The 19,911-nt window shown below is 61.6% G+C and carries 20 protein-coding genes and 1 tRNA gene; 10 read left to right on the top strand and 11 right to left on the bottom strand.

The features are described 5' to 3' along the window. The first annotated feature begins 11 nt into the window (after positions 1-11). The 4 genes from cpdR1 to ACU8HS_RS12470 all read left to right on the top strand — a co-directional run bounded on the left by cpdR1 (position 12) and on the right by ACU8HS_RS12470 (position 1,669). Positions 12-374 carry a response regulator CpdR1 gene (gene cpdR1, locus ACU8HS_RS12485; protein ID WP_007527565.1) on the top strand — a complete coding sequence of 121 codons (363 nt, stop codon included), beginning with the start codon at positions 12-14 and terminating at the stop codon, positions 372-374. An 83-nt stretch (positions 375-457) separates the two neighbouring features. After that, a tRNA-Val gene (locus tag ACU8HS_RS12480) sits at positions 458-532 on the top strand. Positions 533-728: 196 nt separating this feature from the next. After that, a complete protein-coding gene (locus tag ACU8HS_RS12475; protein WP_112563753.1) occupies positions 729-1,073 on the top strand; it encodes a hypothetical protein in 345 nt (114 codons plus the stop codon). Positions 1,074-1,192: 119 nt separating this feature from the next. Then, positions 1,193-1,669 (top strand): hypothetical protein, encoded by a 477-nt coding sequence (locus ACU8HS_RS12470; RefSeq protein ID WP_113412905.1) that lies wholly within the window; start codon positions 1,193-1,195, stop codon positions 1,667-1,669. Between the two features lie 26 nt (positions 1,670-1,695). On the opposite strand, the gene ACU8HS_RS12465 is transcribed toward ACU8HS_RS12470, so the two are convergent. The 4 genes from ACU8HS_RS12465 to ACU8HS_RS12450 all read right to left on the bottom strand — a co-directional run bounded on the left by ACU8HS_RS12465 (position 1,696) and on the right by ACU8HS_RS12450 (position 3,410). Continuing rightward, complete coding sequence (locus ACU8HS_RS12465; RefSeq protein WP_447014490.1) at positions 1,696-2,412, bottom strand: hypothetical protein; 717 nt, start codon at positions 2,410-2,412, stop codon at positions 1,696-1,698. A 155-nt stretch (positions 2,413-2,567) separates the two neighbouring features. Continuing rightward, positions 2,568-2,744 (bottom strand): hypothetical protein, encoded by a 177-nt coding sequence (locus tag ACU8HS_RS12460; RefSeq protein WP_447014489.1) that lies wholly within the window; start codon positions 2,742-2,744, stop codon positions 2,568-2,570. A gap of 38 nt (positions 2,745-2,782) precedes the next feature. After that, complete coding sequence (locus ACU8HS_RS12455; RefSeq protein ID WP_112563747.1) at positions 2,783-3,022, bottom strand: hypothetical protein; 240 nt, start codon at positions 3,020-3,022, stop codon at positions 2,783-2,785. 250 nt (positions 3,023-3,272) lie between these two features. Then, positions 3,273-3,410, bottom strand: coding sequence for a hypothetical protein (locus ACU8HS_RS12450; protein ID WP_162702887.1), 138 nt, complete (start codon positions 3,408-3,410; stop codon positions 3,273-3,275). On the opposite strand from ACU8HS_RS12450, the gene ACU8HS_RS12445 reads away from it, so the two are divergent. Continuing rightward, complete coding sequence (locus tag ACU8HS_RS12445) at positions 3,396-4,490, top strand: DUF475 domain-containing protein (RefSeq protein WP_113412904.1); 1,095 nt, start codon at positions 3,396-3,398, stop codon at positions 4,488-4,490. The genes ACU8HS_RS12450 and ACU8HS_RS12445 overlap by 15 nt on opposite strands. 121 nt (positions 4,491-4,611) lie before the next feature. On the opposite strand, the gene ACU8HS_RS12440 is transcribed toward ACU8HS_RS12445, so the two are convergent. The 4 genes from ACU8HS_RS12440 to ACU8HS_RS12425 all read right to left on the bottom strand — a co-directional run bounded on the left by ACU8HS_RS12440 (position 4,612) and on the right by ACU8HS_RS12425 (position 8,116). Continuing rightward, a complete protein-coding gene (locus ACU8HS_RS12440; RefSeq protein WP_183829544.1) occupies positions 4,612-4,782 on the bottom strand; it encodes a hypothetical protein in 171 nt (56 codons plus the stop codon). A 290-nt stretch (positions 4,783-5,072) separates the two neighbouring features. After that, a complete protein-coding gene (locus tag ACU8HS_RS12435) occupies positions 5,073-6,590 on the bottom strand; it encodes a tripartite tricarboxylate transporter permease (protein ID WP_112563743.1) in 1,518 nt (505 codons plus the stop codon). A 93-nt stretch (positions 6,591-6,683) separates the two neighbouring features. Continuing rightward, complete coding sequence (locus ACU8HS_RS12430) at positions 6,684-7,175, bottom strand: tripartite tricarboxylate transporter TctB family protein (protein ID WP_112754709.1); 492 nt, start codon at positions 7,173-7,175, stop codon at positions 6,684-6,686. Next, positions 7,172-8,116, bottom strand: a complete 945-nt coding sequence (locus tag ACU8HS_RS12425) for a Bug family tripartite tricarboxylate transporter substrate binding protein (RefSeq protein ID WP_112563739.1) — start codon at positions 8,114-8,116, stop codon at positions 7,172-7,174. Before ACU8HS_RS12425 ends, ACU8HS_RS12430 begins: the two co-directional genes overlap by 4 nt. A 292-nt stretch (positions 8,117-8,408) precedes the next feature. Here ACU8HS_RS12425 and ACU8HS_RS12420 point away from each other — a divergent pair, with 292 nt between their 5' ends. Both ACU8HS_RS12420 and ACU8HS_RS12415 read left to right on the top strand, forming a co-directional pair. Then, positions 8,409-9,122: a winged helix-turn-helix transcriptional regulator gene (locus ACU8HS_RS12420; protein WP_447014488.1), complete on the top strand. Its 714-nt coding sequence runs from the start codon at positions 8,409-8,411 to the stop codon at positions 9,120-9,122. A 195-nt stretch (positions 9,123-9,317) separates the two neighbouring features. Next, a complete protein-coding gene (locus ACU8HS_RS12415; RefSeq protein WP_112755868.1) occupies positions 9,318-10,151 on the top strand; it encodes a class I SAM-dependent methyltransferase in 834 nt (277 codons plus the stop codon). Between the two features lie 74 nt (positions 10,152-10,225). Here the strand turns inward: ACU8HS_RS12415 and ACU8HS_RS12410 are convergent, their stop codons facing one another. The 3 genes from ACU8HS_RS12410 to ACU8HS_RS12400 form a co-directional block, all read right to left on the bottom strand. After that, positions 10,226-12,148, bottom strand: coding sequence for a methyl-accepting chemotaxis protein (locus ACU8HS_RS12410; protein ID WP_112755866.1), 1,923 nt, complete (start codon positions 12,146-12,148; stop codon positions 10,226-10,228). Between the two features lie 451 nt (positions 12,149-12,599). Beyond that, entirely contained in the window at positions 12,600-13,664 is a 1,065-nt protein-coding gene (locus ACU8HS_RS12405; protein ID WP_113412903.1) for an ABC transporter substrate-binding protein, read from the bottom strand. A gap of 43 nt (positions 13,665-13,707) precedes the next feature. Beyond that, positions 13,708-14,220 carry a GNAT family N-acetyltransferase gene (locus ACU8HS_RS12400; protein ID WP_112703729.1) on the bottom strand — a complete coding sequence of 171 codons (513 nt, stop codon included), beginning with the start codon at positions 14,218-14,220 and terminating at the stop codon, positions 13,708-13,710. 194 nt (positions 14,221-14,414) lie between these two features. On the opposite strand from ACU8HS_RS12400, the gene ACU8HS_RS12395 reads away from it, so the two are divergent. The 3 genes from ACU8HS_RS12395 (at position 14,415) to ACU8HS_RS12385 (ending at position 19,900) form a co-directional block, all read left to right on the top strand. Then, positions 14,415-15,092 (top strand): response regulator transcription factor, encoded by a 678-nt coding sequence (locus ACU8HS_RS12395; protein ID WP_112563727.1) that lies wholly within the window; start codon positions 14,415-14,417, stop codon positions 15,090-15,092. Continuing rightward, entirely contained in the window at positions 15,089-16,471 is a 1,383-nt protein-coding gene (locus ACU8HS_RS12390) for a sensor histidine kinase (protein WP_112703731.1), read from the top strand. The genes ACU8HS_RS12395 and ACU8HS_RS12390 overlap by 4 nt, the downstream gene beginning before the upstream one ends. Before the next feature lie 108 nt (positions 16,472-16,579). Beyond that, entirely contained in the window at positions 16,580-19,900 is a 3,321-nt protein-coding gene (locus ACU8HS_RS12385; protein ID WP_447014487.1) for a transglutaminase family protein, read from the top strand. The last annotated feature ends 11 nt before the right edge of the window (positions 19,901-19,911 follow it).

Here is a 19,911-nt window from a genome sequence, read left to right as displayed (position 1 = left end):
GGTCCGGATTAATGACTCAGAAGATACTTCTCGCCGAAGACGACAATGATATGCGCCGTTTCCTGGTGAAGGCGCTCGAAAAGGCCGGCTACAAGGTTCTTTCCTACGACAACGGCGCCAGCGCTTACGACCGCCTGCGCGAAGAGCCCTTCTCCCTGCTGCTGACCGATATCGTCATGCCGGAAATGGATGGCATCGAGCTGGCGCGCCGCGCGACCGAACTCGATCCCGACCTGAAGGTCATGTTCATCACCGGTTTTGCAGCCGTTGCGCTGAACCCTGATTCGAAGGCTCCGAAGGATGCGAAGGTCCTTTCCAAGCCTTTCCACCTGCGCGACCTCGTCGAAGAGGTCAACAAGATGCTTGCCGCATAAGGCGTCCTGGCGGTTCGTCACAAAACTTCAAAAAGCCTATTGACGGCTCCGGAGGTTTTGTGGTCTATGCGCCGACATCGGATGGGCGTGTAGCTCAGCGGGAGAGCACTACGTTGACATCGTAGGGGTCACAAGTTCGATCCTTGTCACGCCCACCATCCTAATTCGCTGAAAAGCAAGGCCTTTCGAGAAATCGAAAGGCCTTTTTAGTTTTTTGGATTTGCGTTTGGCAGTCCCTCTCAGAACCGGGCGAGTTGACCGCCCAATCAGCAGAGAAGGCGCGCAAGCTCTACCGGAATGCGGCTTGACTGGCGAGTTGCATTGTTCTTTTGTTCTCCATCATTGGAGGTGCAAATGAGAATTTTTATTGGATTGATATTGCTGCTGGCTCTGAGCTGGAACCCGGCTTCCGCAAAAGAAGATATGACACTGCGCGCGCTGATGGAGAGCAAGCAGACAAGCGTCATCACGATGCTGATCGGTGGGGCTGGAAGGACACTTGAATGGGTGAATACTGACCTCGTCGATGAAGGCAAGCCACGCCTATATTGCTTGCCGCCGAATGCCTCGATTTCGCAGACCGAATATGTCGCGATCGTGGAGAAGTATCTCGAGTTGCACCCGGATATCGGTGAGGAAACGTTCCAAGTTTATCCCCTCATCCTGCTCACCTCATTGAAGAAAATGTATCCGTGCTGAGACGATTAGAAATCGTTGCTTAATGTCCGAAACCAAATTCGGACACAGAGCCATGCAATGCGCGATATTGGAGCCCGAGGTGTTGATTCGCCTCGTCAGCACATGGGATTCGAATCGAAATGAAATTCTCCGCGCTTGCCGTCGTCGCCCTTTCCACCCTCGCCTTTGCCGCTGTTGCGCAAGCGGATGACAATTTTCCAGGTGCGCCCGGCGCGATCGCCCTAGGCGGCAAATGTCAGAAGCTCGTCGTCGCGAGATTCGATGCCACGAAGGGCTGCAAGGGCGAACTGGCAAGCGTGACGCTCGTCAACGGCACCGTGACCTTCATCTTCACCTCGGACGGCAAGCTGTTGGGCTTCCAGGGCGATGGAAAGGGTATCAAGCCCGCGTCGAACGGCAATGCCCGCCTGCCGCTCAATCTCGTCACCACGGGCGTCGGCAACAAGATGACGGGCGAAGTGAAGGTTGCCGGCTCCTGCACCTTTGGCAATCCCTATGCCGGCAAGCCGACAGCCATCGAATGCACGGCAGAGAGCAAGGATGCGTACTTCACCGGCAGCTTCCGCACCAGCGGCAAGGTGCCTGCAAAGAAATAACGAGCCTCGATGGCTCTACGATCGCCTCAGGCGCACCAAGAACCGCCTGCAACGCCCGGTTTCTTCGCCAGGCCTTCATCGATCAGCCGCGTGCCGAAAGAGCGACCGTCGCGCGAGACGACACGCGGCGCACCCCGAGCATCCGAGGCACCCGCAGCATTCATATTGAACGGACCAGCATTGAGCAGCGCCAGCAGCCGTGACTTGGCCGCAAAGGCGATCCTGCGTTCATCTTCGCAGCGCGCCCGATCGACGTCAGGGCTCACCATGTCGGCAATGACGATTTTCTCGCCCTTGTACCAGAAGGTGCCGGCGTCACCCACGCAATTGATATGCTCGCCCTGCCCGCAATAACCGAAGGCGGCCTTGGCGGTCTGCGAGGCGGAGGGAGCGCTGGAGGATATGGAGGCCGGCACGATCTTCGCCGGCGGCACGGGCGCGGAGGGGATCGCGGCCGGCGGCACGGGATCGCCCGCCTGCTTCGGCTTGACGGCAGGTGCCGCCACGGCGACCCGCTTCGGCGTCTCCCTGGCCACGGGAGGTTTGGCTTCGGCGGTATCGCGAACGATGGCCGCGGGCGCCTTGCCGAGCATCGGGCGAATGCTCTTCCAGTTGTCATAGGCGGCAATCGCCCCCACGGCGGCGATGCCGATTACCAGCCAGGGCATTGCGCCGCCGGAGGATGCGCTGCTCTTCCTTTTTGCCGGCGCCTTGCGGCGTGCGCGTGTCGCTGTCTTGGCCATCGATCCGATTCCCTTGAACGGGCCGGATTATCGCCGCCCAATCCTTTCCGAAAGGTTGGCGAGGCAGACCCGAGATCGCTTTTCCAGGGCCGCGTCTGCCGGAAACGAAAACGCCCGGCGCAGGACCGGGCGTCTTGTCCGAACTTTGTGCCGGCTCAGCAGCCTTGCGCTGCCGAAGGTGAATTTGCCGGCCTGGCAGCTTCTGCGCCGGCCGCCACGGTTGGTTTCTCGCGCTTGCGGACATCGATCCGGCGTTCGGCCGCATCACGCACGGCCTGCCACTCATGTTCGTGCCGGACGAACATATCGCGCGGCACAAGATTGATCGTCATTCGTGTCTCACCTGTCTTTTCGATTGTGGAACTGGTTTTCAGCGGACGGGTTTGGCCACATGGGCATCGTCGCTCTTGATGTCGATACCGCCCTTTGAAAGATCGCTGCCGGTTACATGCGCCGGTACGTGAATGTCATGGATGACACCGGGCGTCAGGGTCAGGTCGACATGGTGCGGAGGCAGGACCTGCGCTTTCTGCATGCGGTTGGGCTTCGCCCGCTTCATGCGGTCGGCGGCTTCCGTGCGCCTGTCGGGAACATGGGTCGAATTATGCATCGTCGCCCTCCTTCAAGAGTATCTGAGATGTTTTCATCGGCTCAGCTAGGTTGTAACGGGTGAACGTACGCATGGTTCCAAAGAAATCGGCGCGCCTGCCCGGTCGCGCGTCTTGACTGGCGCGGCAACTTCACTACGTAGTGGGGCACCCGCCGCCTCATCCAGACATCGGCTGCGGGGGAACCCTGGTGCCGGGCCCCTCTGGCGAGAGTTTTTACGGCGCTCTCGTGATGTCGGTACCGCCTGCAAATCAGCCGGCGGATTTTTCATCGATGAAAAAGCTCACCATGCCAAACGCGCATGCCCGTTGCGGTATGCGTTTTTCTGTTTTCACGCTCTCTTCAAAAACGGTTTGCGGCTGCGAGGTGCGGCCATGAACCAGCTTCAATCCCACAAATCCTCGCTCGGCTATTTCCGCTGGGCCTTCGTCGTCACCGCACTGGGCCTTGCGCTCGGTGCATTTCTCGGCTGGCAGTCGACCGGCACATTGGGTGGCATGGCCACCGTCTTCTTCATCTGCACCGTGCTGGCCGTGCTGGAGATCTCGCTCTCCTTCGACAATGCCATCGTCAATGCCAACAAACTGAAGGAGATGACCCCCGTCTGGCAGCATCGCTTCCTGACCTGGGGCATCGTCATCGCCGTCTTCGGCATGCGCATCGTCTTCCCGCTGGCAATCGTCGCCATCGCGGCAAAGATCGGCCCCTGGGAAGCCCTTGTGCTGGCGGCGCGCGAACCGGCCGAATATGCCCGCATCATGAATGATGCGCATCTGCCGATCGCGGCATTCGGCGGCACCTTCCTGATGATGGTCGGCCTCACCTACTTCTTCAACCATGAGAAGGAGGTCCACTGGATCGGTTCGCTGGAGCGGCTGATGGCGCGATCGGCGACGATCAAGGGCATCGAAATCGCCTTCGTGCTCCTGCTGATCCTGCTCTTCTCCCACCTGCTGGAAGGTCAGGACGCGACCACCTTCGTCTACTGCGCCATCTACGGTCTCGTGACCTTTCTCGTGGTGGAAGTGATCGGCGGTCTGCTCGACGCATCGCAGCGCGCGATGAGCGAGGCGGCAAAGGGCGGCCTCGGCGCCTTCATCTATCTGGAAGTGCTGGACGCCAGCTTCTCCTTCGACGGCGTCATTGGCGCCTTCGCGCTGACGCAGAACCTCTTCGTCATCGCCATCGGCCTCGGCATCGGCGCCATGTATGTGCGCTCCATGACGATCATGCTGGTGGAAAAGGGAACGCTTGCCGAATACCGCTACCTGGAACACGGCGCCTTCTACGCCATCCTGATCCTCTCGGTAATCATGTATGTGCAGACGATGATGCACATTCCCGAGGTCATTACTGGCCTTGGCGGCGCCGCCCTGATCGGCATCTCGCTCTGGTCGTCGATCCGCCACAACAGGCAGGAGCGGCAGAGCGAAACACATGTTCCCGAGAGGGAACGCATGCACGCCTGACGAGGCGCGGCTTCAGCTGAAAAACCGGGGCGGTCTGGCGCTGCGGTTCGCATATTCCAAAAACAAAGCCCGCGACCAACGGTTGCGGGCTCATTCGTTCGACATGCAGTTCGGGCGCGGCTTACCGGATAACACGGCCGAAGCTTACCGGATCGATGCCGAGTTCCTGCAGGTCACGGGCGCGCGGCTTGCGACCGCCTTCGACAGCGGCGCTGACGGCGTTTGCGGCGCCGAGCGCGGCAAAGGCGCGGGCCAGGAAACCATTGTGGATCGACTTTCTGATAGCGGACATCTTCTTTTCCTCTCGCTCTATGATTGACCACTCATAGATGGGAAGATCCGAATGCACCCACAACGCGCAAGAAATCACCGCTGCTATGCAAAAAGCGCATATTTCCTTCGCCGGCAAACGAAAAGAACTCCCCGGAAAGCCGGAGATATTTGGAATTTTCCTTTTAAATTCATATGGTTGAAAAATTGGAAGTCACTCTGCGTCAGTCGAAAAATTGACAGATATCAAAGAAACGGCCGACCGTGTCGCCACGGCCGGCCCGAATTAGGGGTCAGGGTCGTCTTTTTGTTTTAGTCTTCGTTTGCCGCGAGCTGGGAGAGAACCTGGCCGCGGCCACGCAATCTCAGGATCAGCGGAATGAGGAAGGCCGCAGCCGCGACGATCAGCAGGCCGCAGGCAATCGGCGACATGACGAGCGTGGTCACGTCACCCTGGCTGATCGACAGCGCCCGGCGAAGCTGCTGCTCCGCCAGCGGCCCCAGGATCAGCCCGACGACGGCCGGGGCGATCGGATAGCCGAAAATCCGCATGACATAACCGAGCAGGCCGAAGGCGAGCAGCATGCCGAGCTCGAAGACCGAGGGATTGGCGCCGATCGTGCCGAGCGTGGCAAACAGCAGGATGCCGGCATAGAGCCACGGCTTTGGAACCGTCAGCAGGCGAACCCAGAGGCCGATCATGGGCAGGTTCAGCACCAGCAGCATCGCATTGGCGATGAGCAGGCTGGCGATAAGACCCCAGACGAGCTGCGGATTAGTCGCAAAAAGCAGCGGCCCGGGCTGCAGGCCATATTGCTGGAAGCCGGCAAGCATGATTGCCGCTGTTGCCGAGGTCGGCAGGCCGAGCGTCAGCAGCGGCACCAGCGTGCCGGCGGCCGAGGCATTGTTGGCGGCCTCGGGACCGGCAACACCTTCAATCGCGCCTTGACCGAATTCCTCGGGGTTCTTCGACAGGCGCTTTTCCGTGGCGTAGGAAAGGAAGGTGCCGATTTCGGCGCCGCCGGCCGGCATGGCGCCGATCGGGAAACCGATGATCGTGCCGCGCAGCCACGGCTTCCACGAACGTGCCCAGTCCTGCGCATTCATCCACAGCGAACCACGCACCGCTTCCACCTTGTCCTCGCCGCGGTTGCCCTGGGCGGCGATGTAGAGCGTCTCGCCGATGGCGAACATCGCAACGGCAAGCGTCGTCACCTCGATACCGTCGAGCAGATCCGGAATGCCGAAGGAGAGGCGCGCCTGCCCCGTCTGCTGGTCGATGCCGACCATGGCGAGGGCGAAGCCGATGAAAAGCGAGGTGAGGCCACGCAGGGCCGAATCCCCGAAGGCCGAGGAGACGGTGACGAAGGCCAGCACCATCAGCGCGAAATATTCGCGCGGACCGAAGATCAGCGCCAGCTTGACGATGTAGGGCGCAACGAAAGCAAGGCCGAGCGTGGCAATGAGGCCGGCAACGAACGAGCCGATGGCGGCCGTTGCGAGCGCCGGTCCGCCGCGTCCGGCCCGCGCCATCTTGTTGCCTTCGAGCGCCGTGACGATCGAGGAGCTTTCACCCGGCGTGTTCAAGAGGATCGACGTGGTCGAGCCGCCATACATGCCGCCGTAATAGATGCCGGCAAACATGATCAGCGAGCCGCCCGGATCGAGCTTGTAGGTGGCGGGCAGAAGCAGCGCCACGGTCAATGCCGGGCCGATGCCCGGCAGCACGCCGACGGCGGTGCCCAGAGTGACGCCGATGAGGGCGTAGAGCAGGTTGATCGGCTGCGCAGCAACCAGAATGCCCTGCCAGAGGAATTCGAATGTGCTCATGGTTTTGTCCCAAGCGGCGGTTCCTGAGGGGGCACAGGACCATCCGCGCAAAAAGCAAAAGAACCGAGAGCGCCCGGCGCGAGGCGAGCGCTGTCAGAAGAACAGATGTTCGAGCGGGCCGGCCGGCAGCGAGAGCTGCAGGAGCTGCGAGAAGATCGCCCAGACGATGAAGCTCAGCACGATGCCGAGCGGCAGCGAGAACCAGATCTGGCGCTTGCCGAAACCGCGGGCGGTCAGCGCAAAAAGTACACCGGTCGCAATCGAGAATCCGGCGGTGCGCAAGAGCAGCATCTGCCCGGCAAGGCCCGCGACGATCCAGATGACGGGCGCCACTTCCTGGTGCTCGCGTTCCGGAAACTCGCCACGCCAGCTTTCGAATACCGTCCAGATACCAAGACAGAAGAGGCCGAGGGCGATGACTTTCGGCACCGTGGACGGGCCGATGCGGTCATATTGCGCGATCATCTTCAGATGCGTGGCATCCCAGAACACAATGCCTGCCACGGCGATGAGGAAAACGGCAATGATCAGCGCCGCCCAATCGGGGCGGCGCTTCGTTGCCGATGCGTGATCGGCTTCGCTCATTGAACGAGACCGATCTCTTTGAGGATACCCTCGGTGGCCGAGACATCCTTTTCGAGCTGCGCCTTGAACTCGTCGCCTGCGAGATAGGTGTCGGCCCAGCCCTTGGTCTTGAGGGTTTCCTGCCATGCGGCGGACTTGTGCAGCTTGTCGAAGTCCGCAGCGATCGAGGCGACCTCCTCATCGGTCAGGCCGGGAGCGGCAGCGACCATGCGCCAGTTCTGGATGGAGACGTCGGTACCGGCTTCCTTGAAGGTCGGCGCATCGACGCCGGGAATGCGAGCATCGCTGGAAACGCCGAGCAGGCGCAGCGTACCGGCCTTGACCTGCGATTCGAACTCGCTGTAGCTCGAAATGCCGGCCGTGACCTGGCCGCCGAGAATGGCGGCGAGCGCTTCGCCGCCGCCCGAGAAGGCAACGTAGTTGATCTTCGTCGGATCGACGCCGGAAGCCTTGGCAATCAGGCCGACGGCGATATGGTCGGTGCCGCCGGCAGAACCGCCACCCCAGGAAACGGCGCCGGGATCGGCCTTCAGCTTGGCGACGAGATCGGCAAGCGTCTTGATGTCGGACGCGGCCGGAACGACGATCGCTTCGTATTCGCCGGTCAGACGGGCAATCGGGGTGACATCCTTCAGCGTGACGGCCGACTTGTTGGTCAGAAGCGCACCGACCATGACGTAACCGCCGACGATGAGCGCGTTCGGATTACCGGCGCTCTGGCTGCTGAACTGGGCGAGACCGATGGAACCGCCGGCACCCGGAACGTTTTGAACCTGAACGCTCTTGGAGATGCCCTCCTGCTGCAGCACCGTCTGCAGCGAGCGGGCCGTCTGGTCCCAGCCGCCGCCGGGCGCGGCCGGAGCGATGATGGTGTAATCGGCCGCGTAGGCCGGCAGCGCGATAGCCGCTGCCAAAAGAGTTGCGATGAAAGTATGCTTCACGATGTGTCCTCCGTGCTGCGGCTGAGCGAACCGCTAGTGCTATTTTTGAAAATGAGGAGAGATCACCGATCGGTGGACGCAATTGTCCTGATAGCGAGCGGAGTCCTCCCGGAAATTCTTCAAATCTCCGCCTCCACGGAGATGAAGTAGCCCAAGCCATCATATGAAGCTGTCATTTAGCTGACATCAGCCGGATATCCAGTGCGAAAGGACACTTTTTTGCCGCAATTTCCCAGCCCGCCTGTAAGGCGGCAGGGCTAATACATTGTCTGTACTGGACGCTTTCTGCAACTTGGCGGATACTCCCGGCGCGGAGGGCGATCCGATGGCAAATGGCGGCTACAACCAGTTTTGTCCGGTTTCCAAGGCGTGCGAGCTTCTCGAGCCGCGATGGACCCTGCTATTGCTGTGCGAAATGTGGTCCGGCTCCACCCGCTTCAACGAAATCAGGCGCGGCGTGCCGGGCATGTCGCCGACCCTCATGGCCAAGCGGCTGCGCGAGATGGAGGCAAACGGACTTGTCACTCGCTCGGAAAACCGCACGACCGGCGAGATTGTCTACCGGACGACCGAGATCGCCAACGAGCTGGAACCGATCGTGCATGCGCTCGGCGCCTGGGCGCACCGCAATATCGATGCCAACGTGACCCTCGAAAAGCTCGATGCCCGCGTGCTGATGTGGAACATGCGCCGCAAGGTCAATACCGCCGCCCTGCCCTTGCGCAAGCGCAGCGTGATCCAGTTCACCTATCCCGAACTGCCGCGTGACGAACGGCACTACTGGCTGGTGGCACGGGCAGGCACGCCGGTTGATCTCTGCCTCACCGATCCCGGTTACGATGTCGATCTTTTTGTCACCGCCGATTTGAAGGCCATGACGTCGGCCTGGATGGGCCATTCCAGCCTCGATACCGAGATCGCCAGGGAGCGCAACTCCTTCATTGGCGACATGTCGCTCGCCGCAAGCATTGGAAACTGGATGGTGCGCAGCTCCTACGCCGCCTGATCCGTTTTCTGTACCGGTAGCGGTCCATTTTCTACACTAGGCTCTGGTCGCACGCCGAGGCACGATCCTCCTGCAAGCGGACCTGGGGCACCCTGAGCGCGGGTCGAACGCTGCGCATAGATCTGGATATCCGTAGAAAACCGGCGGGCAACCGCGGCTCTGACCTTCGCCTGCCGATATGAGAGGAGACATGCCATGCAAACCACAGCGAATGCCGTGACACAACCCGCACCTGATCTCGCGGCGCTGAAATCGCGCCAGCAGGTCGCCTGGGCATCGGGTGACTATTCCGTCATCGGCGCCCGGCTGCAGATCGTCGGCGAGAGCCTTTGCGAAGCCCTGGATCTGCGGTCTGGCGAAAAGGTTCTCGATATCGCCGCCGGCAACGGCAATGCCACGCTTGCCGCTGCGCGGCGCTGGGCCGAAGTGACATCGACCGACTACGTGCCGGAGCTTCTGGAGCGCGGCCGCGAACGGGCGATGGCAAACGGGCTGGCGGTGGATTTCCGGCAGGCCGATGCCGAGGCCCTGCCGTTCAAGGACTCAAGCTTCGATGTCGTGGTCTCCACCTTCGGCGTCATGTTCACGCCGGATCAGGACAAGGCGGCAGAGGAGATGCTGCGCGTCTGCCGCTCCGGCGGACGTATCGGCATGGCCAACTGGACGCCGGAAAGCTTCATCGGGCAGGTCTTCAAGACGATAGGCAAGCATATTCCGCCCATGCCGGGCGTCAGATCGCCGGCGCTCTGGGGCACGAAGGCGAGACTGGAGGAGATGTTCGGCGGTCGCGCCAGCATCGAAGCGACGTCGCTTATGTATAATTTCCGCTACCGCTCGCCCGCCCATTGGCTGGAAGTGTTCCGCACCTGGTATGGCCCTGTCCACAAGGCCTTCGAAGCTCTGCCGCAACCGGGCAAGGCCGCACTTGAGGAGGATTTCCTGGCGCTGATCGATCGCTTCAACCGCGCCAAGGACGGCACCATGGTCGTGCCGGCCGAATATCTGGAAGTGGTGATCCGCAAGGGCTGACGCGACAGCCGTGCTTGCACATATGCAAAAGGGCGAGGCGCGCCGGCGGCGAACCTCGCCCTTCATGTTTCGGCTTAGAACTCAGACCATTCCTGCGCGACAGCGGCGTTGCCGTTGCTGCGATAGGCTGGTGCCTGCTTCTGGCTGGGCCGCGCCATGGCCGAGGCGGTGCGGCGAAGTGCGGCCGCATCCGCGGAGGCCTGGTTGACATCGCCGGCCAGCTTGAAGTTGGCGATAAGGTCGCGAAGGCGTTCGGCTTCGGCGGCCAGCGTCGCGCTCGCGGCATTCGTTTCTTCGACCATCGCGGCGTTCTGCTGTGTCACCTGGTCCATCTGGTTGACGGCGCTGTTGACCTCGCTGAGACCGGTCGACTGTTCTCTGGACGAAGTTGCGATCGCATCCATGTGCTGATTGATCGATACGATCAGGTTTTCGATGGTCTTCAGCGCATCGCCGGTCTCGCGAACGAGCTGAACGCCACCCTGCACTTCGACCGACGAATTGCGGATCAGATCCTTGATCTCCTTGGCAGCTGCCGCGGAGCGCTGGGCAAGTTCACGCACTTCCTGCGCGACGACCGCAAAGCCCTTGCCGGCTTCACCGGCGCGGGCGGCCTCGACGCCGGCGTTGAGCGCCAAAAGGTTGGTCTGGAAAGCGATCTCGTCGATGACGCCGATAATGTTGGAAATCTGGTTCGACGACTGTTCGATCCTCTGCATCGCGTCGATGGCGTTGGCGACGACCATGCCGGAGCGTGTGGCGCTTTCGTTTGCCTGGATCGCAACCTGGCGGGCCTCGTCAGCGCGCTTCGACGAATTCGAGACGTTGACCGTGATCTCGTCGAGAGCCGCAGCCGTCTCTTCGAGCGAGGCTGCCTGCTGCTCGGTGCGGCGGGAAAGGTCATCCGCACCGCTGCCGATTTCGCGCGTGCCGCTGTCGATCGCACCGGCGGAAGACGCGATGGACTTCATCGTGTCCGCGAGCTGCATGACAGCGCCATTCAGGTCGTGACGGAGCGGTTCGAAATCAGGCGCGAAGGCCTCGGTCAGCTGGAAGCCCAGGTCGCCGCCCGCAAGGCGCTTGAGGCCGGAGGCAAGACCCGCGGTCGCCTCATTGAGGCGTGCCTGGGCAGCAGCTTCGGCTTCGCGCGTCAGCCGCGCGCGGTCGGCTTCCGCCTGCATACGGTTCCTTTCGGCCTCAGCCTGCAGGTTCGTGTTCTCGATGGCGGCCTGACGGAAGACTTCGACGGCCTTGGCCATTTCGCCGATCTCGTCGCTGCGCTCCATATCGGCAACCTTGACCTGCGTGTCTCCACCTGCCAGTGCGCGCATGGAGCCGGTGATGCGGCTGATCGCATTGGCAATGCCGGCAATGCCGAAATAGGCTGCGCCGCAGACCAGCAACGCGCTGACACCAAGGATGACGGAGAGCAGTGTCAGCGTCTGGTTGAACTCGGCCGTGTTCTCTTCGGCTGCGTCGGCAGCCGCCGACTTGTTGAACTTCACAACCTTGTCGACGCTTGCTGCAAGGTCGTCGGCGATCGGACCGATGTCTTCCTGGAAGACCTTGAGCGCCTTTTCCTTGTCGCCCGCCTTGACGAGCGAAATCAGCTGGTCGCCGGCCGCGGCATATTTCGAAGCCGCATCGTCGATCTTGGCAAATGCCTCACGCTCGGCATCGGTATCGACCTGCTCCTTGTAGTCAGCCACGGCCTTGAGCAGGTCCCCCTGCTTCGACTTGATCTTTTTCTCGTAACTGTCCTGACCGTTCTCGGCCCGGCCCATCACGTAATCGCCATAGGAACCGCGCAGGGAATAACGCGCGATCTGGATATCCATCGCCTTGGAAACGCCCGGCAGGAAGCTCGTCGCGAAATGGTTGGCATTCTCGTTGAAAGTGTTCAGGCCACGAATGGAAATATAAGCGGACAGTGCGAACAGAACGGCAATCAGTGAAAATATGCCGATCATCGACGTCTTCACATTTGGACGCGTCATGAAAATAAAACCTCTAGATGTGGAGAGATGCATCGAGATGCATCCGCCCCGGCCCGGAAAAGATTGTTAGCGACATCATGCCGTGTGCGCGGCAGCCCGGAAATGAGCCTGCCGCGATGATTTCATCGCCAGAAATAACCACTGGATTCTGCTTAATTTTCGCTAAATGGCCGCGCTAGGAATCGGCAATAAAAAATCAAAGGTTGCAAATTCAGTCATATAAACAGGACAAAAATATATGGAAATTCGGTGATAAGTATTACTTATCGGTGTAAAATCCCAATGAAGGTGTCCATTATGGGACATTGCAACGTCGAAAAAATATTTTGCCCTGCGACGATTTTTCTGGACGGAAAGACAGGCGCACGCCCTCATCGAAACAGCTTAGTCATTGAGATCATAAGATTTATTTTGGTCAGCCCGCATGTTTTCCATTGGGCAAGCCAGTCCTTCACTGCGTCCGCAACACCTCGTTCCAATGCGCAATCAGGCGCGCGCGTTTCACCTGGTCGAGATAGACCATGAGACCCGGGCTGACCGGCACCGGGCGCAACTGTGCGCCGAGCAGTTCCTGCAACGTATTGGCGGTATTCTCGCCTGCCACTTCCGGGCTGACGGCGGGGATCTGCAGCTCGCGCGCCATGATGGTCTGGCCTTCCTTCGACATGAAGAAGGCAAGGTAGCGGCGCCCCAGTTCCGGCTCGGCCGCCGCCTGCGGCACGAGGCCGATGCGCGACATCACGACCGTGTAATCCTTCGGCAGAACAATGCCCACGTCGGGATGGCTCGAGGCCCAGTCGGCAGCATAGGATCCGAGTATATTGTAACCGAGCACGAACCGGCCATCGGCCACGCGCTCGAGGATCGCCGAGCTGGTCGAATAGAGTTTTACGCCCGCCGCTCCCATGGCGCCGATCACCGACCAGATATCGCCGAACTGTTCCTGATCGCGCGCCATGAACAGGAAGCCCACGCCGGAACGCTCTATGTCGTAGGTGCCGATCCGCCCGTAGACCTCGTTGCCTTTGCGTTTCAGGTAATCGACGAATTCCGCCCGCGAACTCGGCACCGTTTCATGGGCAAAGCTCGGCTTGTGATAGACGAAGACCGCCGGTTCGAAGGTCAGCGCATAGGCGGTGTTGCGCCAGTTCGCCCATTTCGGCCACTGGGCGCTCATCGGCAGGTTGCTGACCTGCGCATAACCGTCATTCGAAAGTTTCACCTGCAGGTCCATCGCCGAGGAGAAGGCAAAGTCCGCCGTCTTTTGACCGGCATCCGTCTCGCGGACGATCCTGTCGTAAATGTCCCCCGTCAGCATGTCCTCATATTCGACCGCCACATCCGGATTGGCGTCCTGAAAGCCGCGGATCATCGGCTGCGCCAGCGGCTCGTCGAGCGAGGAATAGACCGTCAGCACCGGCGCAGCCGCGTTGCCGGACTTCGCCGGATAAAAGACCTGGTCGGCGGCCGCAAGGCCGGGTGCCAGGCACAGGAACAGAAAGAAAAGGCTTCTCATGTGCGGAGAATGCCCGAGCAAAAAGCGTGAAACAAGCGGAGCTTCAGAGTTCGCGCTCGAAGAAGACCAAAATCGGCTTGAGATCGTCAGGAACGCTGTAATAGGCATCACGCTCGCGAAAACCCAGGCGACGATAGAGCTTCTGCGCCGCGACCTGCCGAAAGCCGGTGTCGAGCCGCATCAGTCGGTAGCCGTCCTCCTTTGCCCGAGCCAGCGAAGCCTCGCAGAGCGCGCGTGCCGCGCCGCTTCCGCGCGCCCGCTCGGAAACGAAAAGGCGCTTCATCTCCGAGACGCCGGGAGCAATCTCGTGCTGCATCACGCAGCCTATCGTCTCGCCGTCGAGACGCGCCAGAAACATCGCGCCTTGCGGCCTTGCATGGATGCGGGGCAGTTCGGCAAGCAAGGCCTCGAACTTTTCGGGATTATAGTAGAGTTCCACCTGCGCCCGCTCGGCCGGATAATTGTCGTAAAGCCATTGCCTGAAGGCACGGCTGAGATGTCGCACGGCATCGATATCTTCAGGGCTTTCCGCAAGCGCGACCGACAGCTCACCCATCTTGCAGCCTCCAACCCTCGTAAATCCTACCACGGCGGCATCGGCCCAGCCATATGGTCGGCGCGGTAACCCGGAAGAAGCAAAACGAGCTTTTGACGAATTGCCTACTTTCCCGTTCACCCAATTCCCAGAATCGCTGTGACATCGGGCCGCCATCCCTGATAAACTCTCCGAAAAACTCGGGGAAACATCCGTTGCGCATCCTGCTTACCGAAGACAATATCGCCTTGGCCGACGGCCTGTCGGCGATCTTGCGCGGCACGGGCCATGCTGTGGATGTCGTCCATGACGGGGCTTCGGCCAATGCCGTCATCGCAGCGGAAAATTTCGATCTCGTCATCCTCGATCTGAACCTTCCGGAAATGGACGGGCTCGATGTGCTGCGCGCCATGCGCTCCCGCGGCAGCCGGGCTGCGGTACTCATCCTGACGGCGCGGGGTTCGCCGGAAGAACGCGTAAAGGGGCTGGATCTCGGCGCCGACGACTATCTCATCAAACCTTTCGACATTGCCGAATTCGAAGCGCGCGTGCGCGTGCTTCTTCGCCGTCAGGCCGGGCTGCATTCCTCGACCGTCAGTTTCGGAGCGATCTCGCTCGACCTCAATTCCCGCGCCTTCTCGGCCGGCGCCACGCCGCTCGATATTCCCGCCCGCGAGCTTGGCCTGCTGGAAATCCTCTTCATGCGTGCCGGCAAGGTCGTCGCCAAGGAGGCGATCATGCAGTCGCTGACCGCTTTCGACGACGACATTTCGGCCAATGCCATCGAGCAATATGTCAGCCGCCTGCGAAAGAGGCTTTCGCCGCACGGCCTGACGGTCAGGACCGCCCGCGGTATCGGCTATTATCTCGACAAATTGCCCGAGGCCTCATGACGGCCGCCTACTCGCTCCGGCGCCGACTGCTTTTCTGGTTGCTGGTCTCGACCGCCGTCATCGGCACGCTGGCGCTGGCCGATACCTGGCGCGAAGCCGTGCAGACTTCGAATATCGTCTCCGACCGCGTGCTGGCCGGCTCCGCTCTGGCAATCGCCGAGCGTGTTGTCGTTGCCGAAGACGGCACGCTCGAGGTGGACATTCCCTATGTCGCGCTGGAAATGCTGACCTCGGCAGCGCAGGACCGCGTCTTCTACCGTGTCGACGGCCCGCCCGGCACATTCATCACCGGCTATCAGGCGCTTCCGGTATTGAAGGAAACCCAGGGCGATACCGCCTCCTTCGCCGACGATATCTTCCGTGGCGAGCCGATCCGCGTCGCGACCCTGGGACGCTCCGCCTCCACCGGCATCCGCTCCGTGCCTTTCGTCGTCACCGTCGCCGAAACGACCATCGCCCGCCGTCAGCTTGCCCAGGCGATCCTGGTCCGCTCCGCGCTTCGCCTTGCCGTCATGATTGCCGGGGCCGCCGTCATCGTCTGGATTTCCGTTACCGTGGCGCTGCGGCCGCTCTACAAGCTCGGCGACGCCATCGGCGAGCGCAGCCCCGACGACCTGCACCCGATCGAGCAATCGGTGCCGAGCGAGGTGCAGCCGCTCGTCGATACCGTCAATTCCTTCATGGTGCGCCTGCAATCGGCCCTCGACGCGCTGCGCAATTTCACCGGCAATGCCAGCCATCAGCTGCGCACGCCGCTCGCCATCATCCGCACCCAGCTTGCCCTCTCCTCCCGCGCCGGCTCCCTGGACGAAGCGCAGCACGCCGCCCTCAAGGGCGATCAGGCGGTTGCCCATGCCGAGCGCATCCTTGCCCAGCTTTTGCTGATGGCAAAGATCGATGCCGCAACCGCCAAGGAGGCGCTGGCGGCCGAGGCCATCGACCTTTCCGCCATCGCCCAGGAGATCACCGGCGAGCAGATCCCTCGCGCCGCCGAGGCCGGCATCGATCTCGGCTTCGAAGGTGAGGGACCCGCCATGATCCGCGCCGAGCCGCTGCTGATCGGCGAAATGCTGCGCAATCTTGCCGGCAACGCCATCGCCTATGCCGGCAAGGGCGCGGAAGTGACCGTGCGCATTGTCGAAGACGCCGAAACGGTGCGGCTGGAGGTCGAGGACAATGGGCCGGGCATCCCCCCCGAAAAGCTCGAAGCGGTTAGAAAACGTTTCTCCCGCGGCAATGACTCCGGCGCCCCCGGCGCCGGCCTTGGCCTTCCCATCGTCGAGGAAATCGCCAATCTTTTCAACGCGCGGCTCGCCCTCATTCCCGGCCGCGGCGGCAGAGGCCTCAAGGCTTCCGTGACCTTCAACCGCGCCGCCTGAAAGCCGCCGCGGCGTTAACCTTTCCGCCTTGCATTCTTTCGCTGCATTGCACACACTGGCTTCGGGAACAGCTAAGCCGATCAACGGCACGCGGACAAAAAGAGCAATATGTCGATCAAAGCCAGCATCTACCACCTGACCCATTATCAATATGACAAACCGGTCCGCCTCGGCCCACAGATCATCCGCCTGAAACCGGCCTCGCATTCGAAGACGCGGGTCTTGAGCCATTCGCTGAAGGTCACGCCGTCAAACCATTTCGTGAACCTGCAGCAGGACCCGTACGGCAACTATCTCGCCCGCTTCGTCTTCCCGGACCCGGTGAGCGAGTTCAAGATCGAGGTCGATCTCGTCGCCGACATGACCGTCTACAATCCCTTCGACTTCTTCGTCGAAGAGGAAGCGACGATGTGGCCCTTCGACTATCCCGAGACGATCCGCGAAGACCTGTCGATCTACATGACGCCGGAAGAGCCAGGCCCGCGCCTGAAGGCCTTCCTCGAAACGCTCGATCGGTCAAAGCAGAAGACGGTCGATATCATCGTCGGCCTCAACATGCGCCTGCAGCAGCAGATCGGCTATGTCATCCGCATGGAAGCCGGCGTGCAGACACCCGAAGAGACGCTGGAAAGCGCCAAAGGCTCCTGCCGCGATACGAGCTGGCTATTGGTGCAGATCCTGCGCCATCTCGGCCTCGCCGCCCGCTTCGTCTCCGGCTATCTGATCCAGCTGACCCCCGACCTCAAGGCGCTCGATGGCCCCTCCGGCACCAAGTATGATTTCACCGATCTCCATGCCTGGGCCGAAGTCTATCTTCCCGGCGCCGGCTGGATCGGCCTTGATCCGACTTCCGGCCTCCTGACCGGCGAGAGCCATATCCCCCTTGCCGCCACACCGCATTTTCGCAATGCCGCGCCGATATCGGGGGGCTATTACGGCGAAGCCGAGACCGAATTCGCCTTCGACATGAAGGTTGCCCGTGTTGCCGAACACCCCCGCATCACCAAGCCATTTTCCGACGACGCCTGGGACGAACTCAACGAACTCGGCGAGAAGGTCGACCGCATCCTTGAGGCCGAAGATGTGCGCCTGACCATGGGCGGCGAGCCGACCTTCGTCTCCATCGACGATTTCGAATCCGCCGAATGGAACACCGAGGCCGTCGGCCCGACGAAACGCGAGAAGGCCGATGCGCTGATCCGGCGACTGCGCGCCCGTTTTGCGCCGGACGGATTCCTGCACTACGGCCAGGGCAAATGGTATCCCGGCGAAAGCCTGCCGCGCTGGACCTTCTCTCTCTATTGGCGCAAGGACGGCTTGCCGATCTGGTCGAGCGACGCTCTCGTCGCTGTCGAGGGCCGCAACTACCAGGTCACGGAGGACGATGCCGGCCGTCTGCTGACGGCGATTGCCGGAGAGCTGGATATTTCGCCCGATTATGTCGCCCCCGCCTTCGAAGATCCGGCCGAATGGCTGGTCAAGGAAGCAGGCCTTCCGGAAAACGTCGATCCGTCGAATTCCAGGCTGAAGGATCCGGAGGAGCGCACGCGCATCGCCCGTGTCTTCGATCGCGGCTTGACGCGTCCGACCGGCTATGTGCTGCCCGTCCAGGCCTGGAATGCGCGAGCCAGCGGCCGCACCTGGACGAGCGAGAAATGGTCGACGCGGCGCGGCCGCATCTTCCTCGTACCCGGCGACAGCCCGGTGGGCTATCGCCTGCCGCTCAATTCGCTGGCCTATATCCCGCCCTCGCAATATCCCTATATCAACCCGCTCGATCCCTTCGTGCAGCGGTCCGAACTGCCGGATTTCGGCCAGGACAGCGGGCGGGCGCTGCAGGCTGCGCATTTCCAGCCCTTCACCGGCCAGCAGCCGACCATGCCGCAGTCGGTCAGCGAGATCGGCGGCCACGTGCGCACCGCAATTTCCGTCGAGCCGCGTGACGGCCGGCTCTGCGTCTTCATGCCGCCGACCGAAACGCTGGAGGATTATCTCGACCTCATTGCCTCGACCGAGCGCGCAGCCGCCGCTCTCGGTCTCGCCGTCCATATCGAAGGATATGCGCCGCCGCAGGACGAGCGCATCAACGTCATCCGCGTGGCGCCCGATCCCGGCGTCATCGAGGTCAACATCCATCCTTCTTCCACATGGAAAGACACCGTCGACATCACCACCGCCATTTACGAGGAGGCGCGCGAAAGCCGCCTCGGCGCCGACAAATTCATGATCGACGGTCGCCACACCGGCACCGGCGGCGGCAACCACGTCGTCGTCGGCGGCAGCAATCCGAACAACAGCCCGTTCCTGCGCCGTCCGGACCTGCTGAAAAGCCTGGTGCTGCACTGGCAGCGCCACCCCTCGCTCTCCTACCTCTTCTCGGGTCTTTTCATCGGCCCGACCAGCCAGGCGCCGCGCATCGACGAGGCCCGGCACGACAGTCTCTACGAGCTGGAAATCGCGCTGGCGCAGATTCCGGCCCCCGGCCGCGGCCTGCAGCCCCTGCCCTGGCTGGTCGATCGCCTGTTCCGCAACCTCTTGATCGACGTAACCGGCAACACCCATCGCGCCGAGATCTGCATCGACAAGCTCTTCTCGCCCGATGGCCCGACGGGCCGTCTCGGTCTCATCGAATTCCGCGGTTTCGAAATGCCGCCGAATGCCCGCATGTCGCTTGCCCAGCAATTGCTGGTGCGGGCACTGATCGCCCGTTTCTGGGCGAATCCGGCAGACGGCAAATTCGTGCGCTGGGGCACCGCACTGCATGACCGTTTCATGCTGCCGCACTACGTCTGGCAGGATTTCCTCGATGTGCTGGCAGACCTCCGGGAAAACGGCTTCGACCTCAGCCCCGAATGGTTCAAGGCGCAGCTCGAATTCCGCTTTCCCTTCTGCGGCGAGGTCGAATACGAAGGCTCGAAACTGGAGCTGCGCCAGGCGCTGGAACCCTGGCATGTCATGGGTGAACAGGGCGCGATCGGCGGCACGGTGCGTTATGTCGATTCGTCCGTCGAGCGCCTCCAGGTGCGTCTCGAAACCGGCAACGCGTCGCGCTACACCGTCACCTGCAACGGCAGGATCGTGCCGCTGACGCCGACGGGAACGTCAGGCGTCTCGGTCGCCGGCGTGCGTTTCAAGGCCTGGCAGCCGGCTTCCGGATTACATCCCGTTTTGCCGGTGAATACGCCTTTGACTTTTGACATTTATGATACATGGTCGAAACGTTCGATCGGCGGCTGCATCTATCACGTTGCCCATCCGGGCGGCCGGAACTATGACACCTTCCCGGTCAACGGCAACGAGGCGCAAGCGCGCCGCCTCGCCCGCTTCGAGCCGTGGGGACATACGGCGGGCGGTTATATTCCGCGCGCCGAAACGGTTTCGCCTGAATTTCCGCTCACGCTGGATCTGAGGCGACCCGTTGGTATTTGAAGAAACTGGGA

The organism is Rhizobium sp. KDH_Rht_773_N (genome assembly GCF_052946295.1).
This window is presented reverse-complemented; position numbering and strand designations above follow the sequence as displayed.

Coding starts and splice junctions, on each gene's coding strand:
- ACU8HS_RS12475 (WP_112563753.1), top strand. CDS start 729: ATGAGAATTTTTATTGGATTGATATTGCTGCTGGCTCTGAGCTGGAAC.
- ACU8HS_RS12385 (WP_447014487.1), top strand. CDS start 16,580: ATGTCGATCAAAGCCAGCATCTACCACCTGACCCATTATCAATATGAC.
- ACU8HS_RS12455 (WP_112563747.1), bottom strand. CDS start 3,022: ATGCATAATTCGACCCATGTTCCCGACAGGCGCACGGAAGCCGCCGAC.
- ACU8HS_RS12390 (WP_112703731.1), top strand. CDS start 15,089: ATGACGGCCGCCTACTCGCTCCGGCGCCGACTGCTTTTCTGGTTGCTG.
- ACU8HS_RS12470 (WP_113412905.1), top strand. CDS start 1,193: ATGAAATTCTCCGCGCTTGCCGTCGTCGCCCTTTCCACCCTCGCCTTT.
- ACU8HS_RS12415 (WP_112755868.1), top strand. CDS start 9,318: ATGCAAACCACAGCGAATGCCGTGACACAACCCGCACCTGATCTCGCG.
- ACU8HS_RS12400 (WP_112703729.1), bottom strand. CDS start 14,220: ATGGGTGAGCTGTCGGTCGCGCTTGCGGAAAGCCCTGAAGATATCGAT.
- ACU8HS_RS12435 (WP_112563743.1), bottom strand. CDS start 6,590: ATGAGCACATTCGAATTCCTCTGGCAGGGCATTCTGGTTGCTGCGCAG.
- ACU8HS_RS12460 (WP_447014489.1), bottom strand. CDS start 2,744: ATGACGATCAATCTTGTGCCGCGCGATATGTTCGTCCGGCACGAACAT.
- ACU8HS_RS12440 (WP_183829544.1), bottom strand. CDS start 4,782: ATGTCCGCTATCAGAAAGTCGATCCACAATGGTTTCCTGGCCCGCGCC.
- ACU8HS_RS12430 (WP_112754709.1), bottom strand. CDS start 7,175: ATGAGCGAAGCCGATCACGCATCGGCAACGAAGCGCCGCCCCGATTGG.
- cpdR1 (WP_007527565.1), top strand. CDS start 12: ATGACTCAGAAGATACTTCTCGCCGAAGACGACAATGATATGCGCCGT.
- ACU8HS_RS12410 (WP_112755866.1), bottom strand. CDS start 12,148: ATGACGCGTCCAAATGTGAAGACGTCGATGATCGGCATATTTTCACTG.
- ACU8HS_RS12405 (WP_113412903.1), bottom strand. CDS start 13,664: ATGAGAAGCCTTTTCTTTCTGTTCCTGTGCCTGGCACCCGGCCTTGCG.
- ACU8HS_RS12445 (WP_113412904.1), top strand. CDS start 3,396: ATGAACCAGCTTCAATCCCACAAATCCTCGCTCGGCTATTTCCGCTGG.
- ACU8HS_RS12465 (WP_447014490.1), bottom strand. CDS start 2,412: ATGGCCAAGACAGCGACACGCGCACGCCGCAAGGCGCCGGCAAAAAGG.